This is a genomic window from Streptomyces sp. NPDC096176 (genome assembly GCF_044763255.1).
In the GTDB taxonomy this organism is placed as follows: domain Bacteria; phylum Actinomycetota; class Actinomycetes; order Streptomycetales; family Streptomycetaceae; genus Streptomyces.
In genome coordinates this window covers 44,098-56,806 of sequence record NZ_JBIWFV010000019.1, presented here as the reverse complement: position 1 = coordinate 56,806, position 12,709 = coordinate 44,098, and the positions used below count along the sequence as shown (strand labels likewise).

Annotated in this window: 14 protein-coding genes; 5 read left to right on the top strand and 9 right to left on the bottom strand. The window is 71.4% G+C overall.

What is annotated here, in order from left to right; translation table 11 throughout:
* Nucleotides 1-3 precede the first annotated feature (3 nt).
* Genes ACIQ7Q_RS33045 through ACIQ7Q_RS33035 form a run of 3 tightly spaced genes read right to left on the bottom strand, consistent with a single transcriptional unit; the run spans nt 4 to nt 2,393 of the window.
* Nucleotides 4-954, bottom strand: coding sequence for a DMT family transporter (locus ACIQ7Q_RS33045; protein WP_403870501.1), 951 nt, complete (start codon nt 952-954; stop codon nt 4-6).
* A 32-nt stretch (nt 955-986) separates the two neighbouring features.
* Nucleotides 987-1,688: an ArsR/SmtB family transcription factor gene (locus ACIQ7Q_RS33040; RefSeq protein WP_403870498.1), complete on the bottom strand. Its 702-nt coding sequence runs from the start codon at nt 1,686-1,688 to the stop codon at nt 987-989.
* A 15-nt stretch (nt 1,689-1,703) separates the two neighbouring features.
* Nucleotides 1,704-2,393 carry a TetR/AcrR family transcriptional regulator gene (locus tag ACIQ7Q_RS33035; RefSeq protein ID WP_403870495.1) on the bottom strand — a complete coding sequence of 230 codons (690 nt, stop codon included), beginning with the start codon at nt 2,391-2,393 and terminating at the stop codon, nt 1,704-1,706.
* A 66-nt stretch (nt 2,394-2,459) separates the two neighbouring features.
* Between ACIQ7Q_RS33035 and ACIQ7Q_RS33030 the strand changes: the two genes are divergently transcribed.
* The 3 genes from ACIQ7Q_RS33030 to ACIQ7Q_RS33020 all read left to right on the top strand — a co-directional run bounded on the left by ACIQ7Q_RS33030 (nt 2,460) and on the right by ACIQ7Q_RS33020 (nt 4,690).
* Nucleotides 2,460-3,611: an acyl-CoA dehydrogenase family protein gene (locus tag ACIQ7Q_RS33030; RefSeq protein WP_403870492.1), complete on the top strand. Its 1,152-nt coding sequence runs from the start codon at nt 2,460-2,462 to the stop codon at nt 3,609-3,611.
* Between the two features lie 85 nt (nt 3,612-3,696).
* Nucleotides 3,697-3,984: a YiaA/YiaB family inner membrane protein gene (locus tag ACIQ7Q_RS33025; RefSeq protein ID WP_100106388.1), complete on the top strand. Its 288-nt coding sequence runs from the start codon at nt 3,697-3,699 to the stop codon at nt 3,982-3,984.
* A 67-nt stretch (nt 3,985-4,051) separates the two neighbouring features.
* On the top strand, nt 4,052-4,690 hold the full coding sequence (locus ACIQ7Q_RS33020; RefSeq protein WP_403870489.1) for a TetR/AcrR family transcriptional regulator: 639 nt from the start codon (nt 4,052-4,054) through the stop codon (nt 4,688-4,690).
* A gap of 3 nt (nt 4,691-4,693) precedes the next feature.
* Here the strand turns inward: ACIQ7Q_RS33020 and ACIQ7Q_RS33015 are convergent, their stop codons facing one another.
* On the bottom strand, nt 4,694-5,155 hold the full coding sequence (locus ACIQ7Q_RS33015; protein WP_403870486.1) for a MaoC family dehydratase: 462 nt from the start codon (nt 5,153-5,155) through the stop codon (nt 4,694-4,696).
* Between the two features lie 100 nt (nt 5,156-5,255).
* Between ACIQ7Q_RS33015 and soxR the strand changes: the two genes are divergently transcribed.
* Nucleotides 5,256-5,735, top strand: a complete 480-nt coding sequence (gene soxR, locus ACIQ7Q_RS33010) for a redox-sensitive transcriptional activator SoxR (RefSeq protein ID WP_403870484.1) — start codon at nt 5,256-5,258, stop codon at nt 5,733-5,735.
* A gap of 55 nt (nt 5,736-5,790) precedes the next feature.
* Here soxR and ACIQ7Q_RS33005 read toward each other — a convergent pair whose 3' ends face one another.
* Nucleotides 5,791-6,864: an RNA ligase (ATP) gene (locus ACIQ7Q_RS33005; RefSeq protein ID WP_403870481.1), complete on the bottom strand. Its 1,074-nt coding sequence runs from the start codon at nt 6,862-6,864 to the stop codon at nt 5,791-5,793.
* A gap of 144 nt (nt 6,865-7,008) precedes the next feature.
* Between ACIQ7Q_RS33005 and ACIQ7Q_RS33000 the strand changes: the two genes are divergently transcribed.
* On the top strand, nt 7,009-7,755 hold the full coding sequence (locus ACIQ7Q_RS33000) for a hypothetical protein (protein WP_403870479.1): 747 nt from the start codon (nt 7,009-7,011) through the stop codon (nt 7,753-7,755).
* Nucleotides 7,756-7,842: 87 nt separating this feature from the next.
* Here ACIQ7Q_RS33000 and ACIQ7Q_RS32995 read toward each other — a convergent pair whose 3' ends face one another.
* The 4 genes from ACIQ7Q_RS32995 to ACIQ7Q_RS32980 form a co-directional block, all read right to left on the bottom strand.
* Nucleotides 7,843-8,454, bottom strand: a complete 612-nt coding sequence (locus tag ACIQ7Q_RS32995; RefSeq protein ID WP_403870476.1) for a hypothetical protein — start codon at nt 8,452-8,454, stop codon at nt 7,843-7,845.
* 101 nt (nt 8,455-8,555) lie between these two features.
* Nucleotides 8,556-9,860, bottom strand: a complete 1,305-nt coding sequence (locus ACIQ7Q_RS32990) for a serine-threonine protein kinase (RefSeq protein ID WP_403870473.1) — start codon at nt 9,858-9,860, stop codon at nt 8,556-8,558.
* 78 nt (nt 9,861-9,938) lie between these two features.
* Entirely contained in the window at nt 9,939-11,255 is a 1,317-nt protein-coding gene (locus tag ACIQ7Q_RS32985) for an erythromycin esterase family protein (protein WP_403870470.1), read from the bottom strand.
* 85 nt (nt 11,256-11,340) lie between these two features.
* Entirely contained in the window at nt 11,341-12,579 is a 1,239-nt protein-coding gene (locus ACIQ7Q_RS32980; protein ID WP_403870467.1) for an exo-beta-N-acetylmuramidase NamZ domain-containing protein, read from the bottom strand.
* Between the last annotated feature and the right edge of the window lie 130 nt (nt 12,580-12,709).

The following is a 12,709-nucleotide window of genomic DNA, read 5'->3' as shown; positions in this document are numbered from 1 at the left end:
CGTTCAGCGCCCCGGTGACCCGCCCTCCGCGCCGGCCGGAGCCAACGCGTCCCCGGTGTCGGCCGAGGCGCGCTTCCGCGAGCGTGACCGCGACACCCCCACCCCCGCCAGGCACAGCGCCCCGCCCGCGAGTGTCAGCAGGCCGGGCACCTCGTCCAGCACCAGCCAGGACATCAGGACCACGAGTGCGGGTACGGCGTATGTGGTCGCGCCCATCCGGCCGGCCGTCGTACGGGCCAGCGCGTACGCCCACGTCGTGAACGCGAGCGCGGTCGGGAACACCCCGAGGTAGACCATGTTGAGCGTGGCCGACACGGGCGCGGAAGCGGCCTCGTCGACGAGCTGCCCCGCGAACGGGAGGCAGGCCACAGTGCCCACCAGGCACCCGAACGTCGTCACCTGCAGGGCACTCGCGTGCGCCAGCGCCGGCTTCTGGGCCACCACACCGCCCGCGTAACCCACCGCGGCCAACAGGCACAGCAGCACGCCGAGCGTGGAGGCGCCGCCCTTGCCGGACATCGACAGGCCCACGACGACCGCTCCGGCGAACGAGACGGCCATCCCGGCAACCAGCCGGGGCGGCAGGCCCTCGCCGAGGAACCGCGCACCGAGCAGGGCGATGAGGATCGGTCCGATGTTGACGACCATCGCGGCCGTGCCCGCGTCGACCTGCTGCTCGCCCCAGTTGAGCACCACCATGTAGACGCCGAACCACAGCAGCCCCGACACGGCGATCCCGCGCCACGCGGCGCGCGGCGGCAGGCCCTCGCGCCGCACGAGCAGCACAAGGCCGAGCGCCAGCGAGCCCGCGAGCAGCCGGCCGAGGGCGAGGGCGCCGGGGGAGTAGGCTTCGCCGGCGCTGCGGATGGACACAAAGGCGGAGGCCCACAGGACGACGGTGATCCCCGCGGCCACGAGGGCGGGCCAGTGTGTGTGGCGGTTCGGCTTCGTCATGGGGCGACCGTACGGCGCGGACCGTTCGGGGCTCACCGCAATATCTCCGGCTCGATGCCGAGCAGTGCGTGCAGTGCCCGTTCGCCGTCCGCGGTCACCTTCACGGCCCGTTCGGAGCCGATGCGTACGCACCAGCCGGCGTCCAGCGCGTGCCGGCACAGCCGCGCGCCCGCGACACCGGCGAGGTGGGGCCGGCGTTCGGTCCAGTCGAGGCAGCCGCGGGCCAGCGGCCGGCGGCCCGTACGGTCCAGTGGCACGCCGAGATCGGCGAACCAGCGTGTGCCCCGTTCCGTCAGTGCGAAGCCGGCGTCCTGGCTGAGCAGCCCCCGGGCGGTCAGGGCCCCGGTGATCGTGATGCCGAGCCGACCCGCGAGATGGTCGTAGCAGGTGCGGCCCCGCGCCATCGCGGACGCGGCGGTCGACTCCCGCAGGGTGCGCGGCGGCGGCTTCGGACCCACGGGGGCCGCGTACGCGGCGAGTTCCTCGACGAGGTGTGCCATCCGGTCGTCGGCGAGCCGTACATAGCGGTGCCGGCCCTGGCGTTCCTCGGTGAGCACGCCGCCGGTGACGAGCTTGCCGAGGTGCTCGCTGGCGGTCGACGCGGCGACCCCGCCGTGCCGGGCGAGTTCGCCCGCGGTCCAAGCCCGCCCGTCGAGCAGCGCGAGGCAGAACCCGGCGCGCGTGTCGTCGGCGAGCAGCGCGGCGAAGGCGGCGAGGTCCCGGGAGGAGGTCATGCCTCCCAGGATGCGTCAGGGACGTTTCGGTGCGGGCCGAAGCGTGCCGTTCGGGGAAGCGTCCACGTGAACGGTGCTCTCGTACTGGAGCGCCAGTCCGTCCAGCAGGGCCTGGAGGCCCGTCTCGAACGCTCCTTGGTCGACCTGTTCCTGGCGGTCGGCGAGCAGGTGCGCCTGGCCGAGGTGGGGGTAGTCCGCCGGGTCGTAGGCCGTCGCGTCGTCGACGAAGCCGCGGGCGAAGGAGCCGAGCGCGGAGCCGGTGATGAAGTAGCGCATCAGTGCGCCGATGCGGGTCGCCTGGGCGGGGGGCCAGCCGGCGCGGACCATCGCGCCGAAGACCGCGTCGGCGACCTTGAGGCCCGCGGGGCGGCGGCCGGGGCCGCGGGCGAGGACCGGGACGGTGTTGGGGTGTGCGCTCAGGGCGGCGCGGTAGGAGACGGCCCAGTCGTGCAGAGCCGTGCGCCAGTCGCGGTCGTCGTGCTCGTCGAACATCGACAGGTCGACGCGGGCGCTGACCGCGTCGGCGACGGCGTCGAGGATCTCGTCCTTGTTGCGGAAGTGGTTGTAGAGGGAGGGGCCGCTGACGCCCAGCTCGGCGGCGAGCCGGCGCGTGGAGACCGCGTCGAGCCCCTCGGCGTCCACCAGCGCGCTCGCCGCGTCCACGATGCGGTCTCTGCTGAGGAGGGGCTTGCGCGGTCGGGCCATGCGGCACATAGTAGGGCCTGCCAGAAATAAACTAGCAGTGATAGTTAAAAGTTGGGGTGACCGCGCATGAACCTCGGGCTCGGCGAGGAGCAGACCGCCGTCCGGCAGTTGGCGAAGGACTTCGTCGACCGTGAGATCACCCCGCACGTGGTCGAGTGGGACCGCGCGGAGAGCGTCGACAAGGCCATCGTGAAGAAGCTGGGATCGCTCGGCTTCCTCGGCCTCACGATCGACGAGGAATACGGCGGCTCCGGCGGCGACCACCTCGCGTACTGCCTGGTCACCGAGGAACTCGGCCGTGGCGACTCCTCGGTGCGCGGCATCGTCTCCGTGTCGCTGGGCCTCGTGACCAAGACCGTCGCGGCCTACGGCACCGAGGAGCAGAAGCGCCACTGGCTGCCCAGGCTCACCGCGGGTGACGCGCTCGGCTGCTTCGGCCTCACCGAGCCCGGCACCGGCTCCGACGCCGGGAATCTGACCACCAGAGCGGCAGCCGACGGCGACGACTACGTGATCAACGGCTCCAAGATGTTCATCACCAACGGCACCTGGGCCGATGTGGTGCTGCTGTTCGCCAGGACCAACGACACGCCCGGCCACAAGGGCGTCTCCGCCTTTCTCGTCCCCACCGACACCCCCGGGCTCACCCGCCGCACGATCCACGGCAAGCTCGGCCTGCGGGGACAGGCCACCGCCGAGGTCGTCCTCGAGGACGTGCGCGTCCCGGCGTCGGCCATGCTCGGGCCCGAGGGCAAGGGGTTCTCCATCGCCATGTCCGCGCTCGCCAAGGGGCGGATGTCGGTCGCCGCGGGCTGCGTGGGCATCGCGCAGGCGGCGCTTGACGCCGCCGTCGGCTACGCGAAGGAGCGCGAGCAGTTCGGCAGGTCCATCGCGCACTACCAGCTCGTCCAGGAGCTGATCAGCGACATCGCCGTCGACGTGGATGCCGCGCGGCTGCTGACCTGGCGGGTCGCCGACCTGATCGACCGCGGCCAGGACTTCGCCACCGCCGCTTCGAAAGCCAAGCTGTTCGCCTCGGAAGCCGCCGTCAGGGCCGCCAACAACGCCCTCCAGGTCTTCGGAGGCTACGGCTACATCGACGAGTACCCGGTCGGCAAGCTGCTGCGCGACGCGCGCGTCATGACCCTGTACGAGGGCACCAGCCAGATCCAGAAGCTCATCATCGGCCGCGCCCTGACCGGGGTCTCCGCGTTCTGAACACCCGGGCGCGGCATGCCGGGTGAGTACGCACCTGAGTAGTAGCGCGCATGCCGGGCGCGCTGCGGGCCGCGAAGCTGGGCGCATGAGCGAGACACCCGTCAAGCAGCAGAACACCGCGGCGTATTACGGTCAGGCCGTGGCCTCCTTCGGCATCGCGCTGGGGGCCGTCGCCGTCGGTATCTTCAACATGGAAACGGACGCCTGGGTGCGGGCCTTCCTCGGCATCGCGGTCCTCTATCTGACGACCTCGGCCTTCACCCTGGCCAAGGTCGTACGCGACCGGCAGGAGGCCGGTCAGATCGTCAGCCGCGTCGACCAGGCCAGGCTCGAGAAGCTGCTCGCGGAGCACGATCCGTTCCAGAAGCTCTGATCAGGCTCTAAGCGCTTGCTCACCGTCGGGGTATGGTGTTCGTCCTGTGCCACGGAAGGGACGAGTGATGAGTGCGGCTGACCAGACGGCGGGCCCGGAGGCCGACGAGGACAAGCCGTGGGACGAGGTCACCCCGGAGGCGGCGAGGAAGCTGCTCGTGGCCGCGGTCGAGGCCTTCGCGGAGCGCGGATATCACGCCACCACCACGCGGGACATCGCCGGCCGCGCCGGTATGAGCCCGGCGGCGCTCTACATCCACTACAAGACCAAGGAAGAGCTGCTCCACCGGATCAGCCGGATCGGGCACGACAAGGCGCTCGAGATCCTCAACGCCGCGTACGACGGCCCGGGCGCGCCCACCGAGCGGCTCGCCGACGCGGTGCGCTCCTTCGTCCGCTGGCACGCCGGGCGGCACACCACCGCCCGCGTGGTGCAGTACGAGCTCGAGGCGCTCAGCGACGCCCATCGCACCGAGATCTTCGGTCTGCGCCGGCAGAGCGACGCCGTGGTGCGCCGCATCCTCGAGGAGGGCGTCGAGGCAGGCGAGTTCGACGTGCCGGACGTGCCCGGCACCGCCGTCGCCGTGCTGTCGCTCTGCATCGACGTGGCGCGCTGGTTCAACACGCAGGGCCGCCGGACGCCCGACGAGGTCGGCGCGCTCTACGCCGACCTCGTCGGGCGCATGGTGAGCGCTCAGAAGAAGTAACGCTCAGAAGAAGTAACGGGACACCGACTCCGCCACGCACACCGGCTTGTCGCCGCCCTCGCGCTCGATCGTGACGAGGGCGGTCACCTGTACGCCGCCGCCCGCCTCCTCGACGCCCTGGAGCACCGCGGTCGCGCGCAGCCGCGAGCCGACCGGCACGGGGGAGGGGAAGCGGACCTTGTTGCTGCCGTAGTTGATGCCCATCTTCATGCCCTCGACCCGCATGACCTGGGGCACCAGTGCCGGCAGGAGCGACAGCGTCAGATAGCCGTGGGCGATCGTCGTGCCGAACGGTCCGCTCGCGGCCCGCTCTGGGTCCACATGGATCCACTGGTGGTCACCGGTCGCGTCGGCGAAGAGATCGATCCGCTTCTGGTCGACCTCCAGCCAGTCGCTGTGACCCAGTTGCTCGCCGACCCCGGCGCGCAGCTCCTCGGGGGAGGTGAAGATCCTCGGCTCTGCCATGTCCCTGGCCCCTGACTCTCGACGACTGATGTCTAAGCGCTTGCTCAGCATGGTCGGGCAGGCGCCCTCCTGTCAACGACGGACCAGTAGGCTTCTGGGAGTGCCACAGATTCCAGAGAAGATCCACGAGCTCACGGTCGGCCAGCTCTCCGCGCGAAGCGGCGCCGCCGTGTCCGCCCTGCACTTCTACGAGTCCAAGGGCCTCATCAGCAGCCGCCGCACCAGCGGGAACCAGCGCCGCTACAGCAGGGACGCCCTGCGCCGCGTCGCCTTCGTGCGCGCCGCGCAGCGTGTCGGCATCCCACTCGCCACCATCAGGGACGCCCTCGCGGAACTGCCCGAGGAGCGGACGCCCGACCGCGACGACTGGGCGCGGCTCTCCGAGGCCTGGCGCGGTGAACTCGACGAGCGCATCACGCAGCTCGGCCGGCTCCGCGACCACCTCACCGACTGCATCGGCTGCGGTTGCCTCTCCCTGGAGACGTGCGTCCTGTCCAACCCGGACGACGTCTTCGGCGGCCAACTCACGGGTTCGCGGCTGCTGCCGGAGCGGCGGCGCGCCAAGGACGACGGCGCCTGACACACGTGAGGGCGGGCCCGCACCCCCGTGCCGGGCCCGCCCTCCTGCGCGGGTCCTACTCGTACTCCGTGCCGCCCTTACGGGTCAGATACGCCGGGCTCACCGCCTTGGCGATGGCGCGCCCGCCGGTGACCGGGCTGTACCGCTCCACCGCGGAACGGACGACCACGCCCTCGCGCATATGCAGCTTCCTGCCCGACACCGTCTCGCGGCCGCTCGCCAGCTCCAGCACCTCGTCCGCGTCGTACGGGCCCTCGAACAGCCTGGGAACGACCGGCAGTTCACCGTGGAGCACGGTCGCCGGATCCAGCCAGCGCAGCCGGCCGTCGATCTCCGCCGAGATGTCGAAGACGGCGTAGCCCAGTCCGTCCTCCGCCCGGGCGTTCTTGCCGTAGCCGAGGTCCTGGACGCCGGCACCGTACACCTCGGCGAACACCCCCACCCGGCTCGCACCGAGCCGTTCGGCGATGCGCGCCGCGATCTTGGGCACGCCGTTCCCGAGGACCGCGCGCCAGTACAGGTTGGCCGAGTCCCTCCTGAGCGCCAGGCCCTTGGCGCCGAACCCCTTCGAAGAGACCTGCACCCGTCCGCCGTCCGCAGTGCTGTACGTGGTCAGGCAGGCCGTTCCGTGCAGCTTCTCGGTGATCACGACCGGCTCGCCGGGCTCGAAGATGCCCGGGTAGCGCTGCAGGTTCTCGATGTCCACCCACGGCAGCAGGTCCGGCGCCGCTTCGACGTCGCCGCTCATCCGGGGCGGGATCGGAGGCGACCACTTGGTGATCGAAAGCCGCTCGGCGAAGTCCGTGCCGTCGGCGGCCGCCCGCACCAGGTCGACGTCCACCAGCGCGCTCGGCCGGCACACGATTCCCTGCGACAGTTCGCCGCGCAACCGCACCGCCTTGACCCGGTTGGCGTCCCCGCCCGCGAGCCGACCGGTCAGACCCAGCTCGTCCACGAGCTCCGCCGGGAGCACGGCCTGCTCCGGGATGTAGAGCGCGGCATCGCCGGTGCGGTAGACGCCCTTGGCGACGACCGCCCGGTAGAGGCCCACCTGGGCCAGCTCCAGGGCATTGGCGTTCGGGTGCTCGTGCACGGTCAAGAGTTCGGCGGTGACGCGCAGCGTCGACATGTCAGGGCTCCTTGATGGTGTTCCGCATCGCCGCCAACTGTGCCGCCGCGGAATCCGGTTGGCCCACCGGTTTGCCGACTGGTAGCGTCGCGCTCTTCGGCGGGCCGAGGTCGCGCCCGGAGTACTCGACGGGACGTGGCGCACATGGCCTCCCCAGCACTCACCGCCGCGGTGGACCGCATACGCGCGGTCTTCTCCGGCATGACGAGCCCCGGTGAGACGGGCTGCGGTCTGTGCCATCTGCCGGAGGAGACGGCGCTGTTGGGCGTCCCCGACGTGGAGCTGCCCGGTGACGTCCTGGAGATGTTCGCCCGCGAGGTGCCGGACCACTTCGACGACCACTCCGCCGCCATGCGCCGGATCCTGCCGCAGCTCGCCGAGCGGCTGGCCGCACGCCGATTCGGGTCGCTGAATGCCTACGACCTGACCGGACTCGGGCGCTCCGGCTGGCGGACCTGGCCGACGGAACAGTGCGACGCGATCCGGGAGTTCCTCGACGCGTGGTGGGCCGACACCGTCAGCACCCCCCTCGATGTCCCCTACGTGCTCGAGGTCTTCCAGGCCTGCGTGACCGCAGGCCTCACCGTGACGCCCTGTCTCGCCACGTGGGCGGCGCAGCCCACCGGCGGGCCGGCCGACGCGTATCTCGAGGCCTTCGTCGCTTGGTGGATCGAGGAGCTGCTCTACGAGGACACGCGGGTCATTCGCTGGTGGTGCGACAGCACACGCGACGAGCCTGACGCGGAGCTCCGGGCGTGGGTCCTCGAACACGCCCCCGCCCGGCTCCGCGCACGAGGCGCCGACCCACTGCTGCTCTTCCAGACCGGCCTGCTGGCACTGCCCCGCGAGCAGCGGTTCACCGAAGAGGCCTGGGCCGGCGCCCCCGTCTGACGCCTCCGGCCCGGCCCACGGTGGTCCCGGGTCCACGCGCCGGAACCAGCGAGTCCCGGGCCCCCGTCCCGGGACTGCGGTGCCGCGTCATGCGACGGAGGCGAGCTCCCGGCGTCCTGCCCGCTTCGCCGCCGCCACCGCGTCCGGCGTCAGCACCGGCTGCGGCACCACGATGCCGCAGCCCGCGCAGACCGGTCCGATCCACGGCTCGTGCTCCAGGTCCTGGCGCCAGACGATGTGCGTTCCCCCGCACACCGGGCAGGCCGCCGCCGGCTCCGCCTCCAGCGCGCCGATCAGCCGGCGCAGCACCTCGCCGAGCGGTGCCGACGGGTGCTCCGCCGGTACGTCACAGCGGGCCACCCCGTTCCCGCCCCAGGTCCTTCGGTGCCAGTCGTCGATGTGTCCGGGCCGCCGCAGCCCCTCGTGCTTCTCCCGTTTGCGGCGGTCCGCGAAGTTGTCCTCGTAGGCGAGCCAGACGGCCCGTGCCTCTTCCAGTTCGTCGAGCGCGGCCACCAGCCGCGCCGGATCCGGGGCCCTGTCCTCGGGATCGATACGGTGCCTGCCGCACAGGTGATCCCACGTCGCCCGGTGCCCGTACGGTGCGAACCGCTCCAGGCACTTGCGCAGCGAATAGCGCCGTAGCGCCAGATCGCACCTCGGGTCGCGCACCTGTCTCGCGAGACTCCGGAAACCGGCCATAGCACTGCCACCTCCGTCGCTGGTACATCGGCGTTGAAGAATGGACGTAGGAGTGCCCGATTCGGCTCCATCGAAAATACCGACGCGCCTCTTCGGCCGGATCACGCCCCTGGCCCGGTGTCCCCGATCCGGGCCGCCGTGAGAATCATCCGGGCGAGTTCCTCATGACAGATGTCGCCGTGTGCGCCCGTCGGAGGCCCTCCCCGGCGCACCACCCGCGAGGCGTCGACGCTGACGCAGCCCGACGCCGGCAGCCCGGACCGCAGCGCCTCCTCGAGCGTCGGCCGGGGCGTGTTCGCGACGGCCTGTATGCCGTCGTGGCCCATCGCCCACCAGCGGCGGTCGGTCCCCACCGCGGCCGGATCGCCCGCGAGGCCCGACACCAGCGGGTAGAACACCCCGAGCGCGGTGTCGTGGCGCGAGTGGCAGGCCACCACGGGCCCGTCGACCCGGTGCTGGAGGCCGGCCAGCACACCGCAGCGGTGCGGGGCGTGGGGGAGGCTGCCGGCGAACGCGTAGTGCGAGAAGGAGGCTTGAAGCAGCGTCACCGACTTCACGTTCCGCGCGCCCTCGGGCAGGCCGCGCAGCGCGAACGCGGCCAGCCGTGCGCCGTGGCTGTGGCCGACGAGATGCACCCGCACTGCGGCCGCGGACCGGGACAGCCGTCCCAGCAGCGGGCCGAGGCCCAGCTCGCCGACCGTGCCCGCCCGCCGCTTCATCGCGTAGTACGTCGTCTGCCGCAGCAGTTCCTTCGCGCCCCGCCACGCCGCTCCGGGCCCGCCGCCCGGACCGGCGATGTTCGGATGCCCGCCCTGCTCCCGGTGGAGCGCCGCGGCCAGCCGCAAGCACAGCGTGAGGGTGTCCTCGTAGAGCACCGCAGGCGGGCTCTGCTCGTCCCGTGGCAGGTCCTCGGCGAACGGCGCCTCGAGCCCTCCTGGCGGGACGGCCGTCAACTGCCGGGCCAGCATGCCGAATTCAGCGAACGCCGCCCGGGACGCGGGCTGTTCCTCGAGCAGCCACGCGAGGCGCTGCACCGTCGCCCCGTGCCCGGCGAACAGGCAGGAGAGCAGGTCCCGCGTCGCCCCGTCCAGGCCCGGGCCGTACGCCGGTGCTCCCTCGGCCCACTCGGTGTCGGGGAACGGCTCGTCCGGGAACCTCATCGAGGGCCACAGGACACCGGCGTACCCGACGTGCACGCCGGGCAGCCCGGCGAGCAGTTTGGGGAAGGGGGCGAAGAACGACGAGTGCAGCCTGCGGGCGACGGCGGGGGAGTTGTTCCAGCCATGTGCGAAGACCACGAGATCGGTGACGTCCAGCCCGGCCGATACGTCGTACGGACCGCCGTCCGGGTCACCGTCCGCGTCGAAGCAGATCTCCCGGTACGGATGCACACTCATCCCCGCCATGGCACGCCCCTCCCCTTGCGTTCCGCTGCTGACCCAGCATCCTGCGCAAGAGGAGAAACGGCCATACACCGTGAGCGGTCAGAGTCGTTCGGCAGCGGTGACGCGGTGCAGATGGATCAGGACGTCGTACGACGCGGCCAGCCGCAGCGGCTCGGGCTCGGCCGGCCAGGCGTTGCCGATGTCGCGCGAGGGACGGGTGCCTCCCAGCCACGCGCGGGCGGCCCGGGGAGCGGTGCGCAGGTCCAGGTAGTAGTCGCGGCGCGCCACGCGCTCCAACGTGTGCTCATTGCTGCCGGGTGCCGGCCCGCCCACCGAGAAGGTGCGCAGCGGTTCCGCGGGGTCGGTGGTGTCCAGCGCGTTGAACGAGCCCTGGCCGAAGGTGAATCCGACACTGACGTAGTCGTCGCCGACCATTTCCCGCAGGAACGTGCCCTGGACCTTGGGGTACTGCTCGGGGTTGTTCGTCTCGAGGCGGACGTGGCCGTTGTGGGCGGAGAGCAGCATGCGGTGCCCGGTCTGCCGCTGCCACCACACCGTGTTCTCCGCCATAACCTGGTCCCGGTAGCGCATCGCCGCGCCCACCTGTGCGGGGTCGAACAGGTCGTAGGAGAACTCGGTCCCGGTCTGCGCGATGGCCCGCGCGTGCTGGAGGACCCATGCGTGCCTCTCCCGGTCCGGACCGGGCCGCCTGCTCTCCAACAGCGCGAGCGCCCGCCTGACGTCCTCCGCCATGGCGCGGCGTTCCACCAGCGGCCGGTTCAGCCGGTCCTTGATGGTCTCCCCGACGCCGCCGGCGGGCCGGGACGCCCGGTACAGCCGCTGGAACTCGGGCAGCAGGTCCGGATGGTGCAGGGCGACGTAGCCGGTCACCTCGTCGAAGAGCCGTGGGCCCGCGTAGGCGAGGTCGTTGCCCATGAACTGGACCTGCCGGTGCGGATGACGCAGATTGTGCCGCCGCATCCAGCGGATCAGGTCCAGGTATTCGCGGGTGTGCCAGATCAGGTACGACTCCTGGAACTCCTCCCGCATGATCGTGCGCGGGTCGCCCTTGCCGTGCAGGACGTAGTCGTTGAGGCGGAGCCCGGCGCTCCAGTTCGCCTCCAGCGCGTAGGTGGTGAAGCCCTTGTGCTCGACGAGATACCGGAACAGCCGGTGTTTGGTCGCGAAGAACTCGTGTGAGCCGTGGGTCGCCTCACCGACACCCACGATCGTCGCGGAGCCGACCATCCGCTCCAGCGGTCGCAGCTCGGAGAGCGGCTGAGCGATCCGCGCGAGTTCGCGCACGGGTGTGTCGGGACGGGGCTGTGCCCGCACCGGCCCCGCCACCACGAGCGAGAGCATGGCCGGAACGAGCAGCAGCCAGATCCGTAAGGGGTGACGCAGTAACTGGTCCATGGATCAAGCCTGTCGGCGCGGCACCGGGCCGGGCCAGCGGGCGGGCACCCCGGTAGGGGGTGGGGACTACCCCACCGCCTCATGTTCAGTAGCGCAGGTACCGCTTCCGTACGGTGGTGAACGCGGCCAGTTCGTCACGCCAGGCACCGACGACCTCGTCCGTGTCCGCGCCCGCGTCGATCAGGGTGCGGACCTTCGTGGAGCCGGTCAGCTTGTCGATCCAGTTGTCCGGGCGCCAGGCGAATCCGCTCCAGCTCCGCTTCGCCGTCACCAGCAGGCCGATACCGGTCCGGACCGGGTCGTAGCACTCGCGGTCGTGGACGTGGAGCTGGACGCCACCGACGGTCTTGCCCTGGAACTTGGAGAACGTGGGCGCGAAGTACGCCTCGCGGAAGCGGACGCCCGGCAGGCCGAGTTCGTTCGCGGCCTGGGCCCAGGCCGGGCCGATTCCCTCAGCGCCCAGCAGCTCGAACGGACGGGTGGTGCCACGCCCCTCCGAGAGGTTGGTGCCCTCGAACAGGCAGGTGCCCGAGTACACCAGCGCCGTCTCCGGGGTGGGCATGTTGGGGCTCGGTGGGACCCAGGGCAGGCCCGTCTCGTCGAAGAAGTCGCCCCGCCGCCAGCCCGACATCCGCACGGCGTCGAGCTCGACCGGCCGGGTCAGGAATTCTCCGTTGAACAGCAGTGCCAGTTCGGCGACCGTCATGCCGTGCGCCTGCGCGATGGGCTCGCGTCCCACGAAGGTCGCGAACGCCTTGTCGAGGACAGGCCCGAGGGCCGCCCTGCCGGTCACCGGGTTCGGCCGGTCGAGGACGACGAAGCGCTTGCCGGCCAGGGCCGCCGCCTGCATGCAGTCGTACATCGTCCAGATGTACGTGTAGAAGCGTGCGCCCGCGTCCTGGATGTCGAAGACGACGGTGTCCACGCCCGAGGCCGTGAAGATGTCGGCCAGCGGCTGACCGCTCTTGAGGTACGTGTCGTAGACGGGCAGTCCGGTCGCCGGGTCGTCGTAGCGGCCCTCGGAGCCGCCGGCCTGCGCGGTGCCGCGGAAGCCGTGCTCGGGGCCGAAGACCGCGAGGAGGTTCACCCGGTCGTCGGCGTGCATGACGTCCACGATGTGGCGTACGTCCCGTGCGATGCCCGTCGGGTTGGTGACCACGCCGACGCGCTGCCCGGACAGTGCCGCGTATCCGTCGGCGGCCAGGCGTTCGAAACCGGTGCGCACCCGGCCGCGGCCGGAGTGGGCCGTGACGGGTGAGGGGGCGGCGGCCAGTGCCCCCACCGCGCCGCCCGCAGCCAGCAAACCCCGTCTGGACAGGCTCATAGAGCTACCTCCGCGATCGCCTCATGTCATGACCACTGCACGCTAGCGCTCATGTCCGTGCCGGGGAACGACCCCGGCACGTGGTTGTGCCCGCCTCTTCCGTTAGGACATACCGACTGGTTAGTCTGCC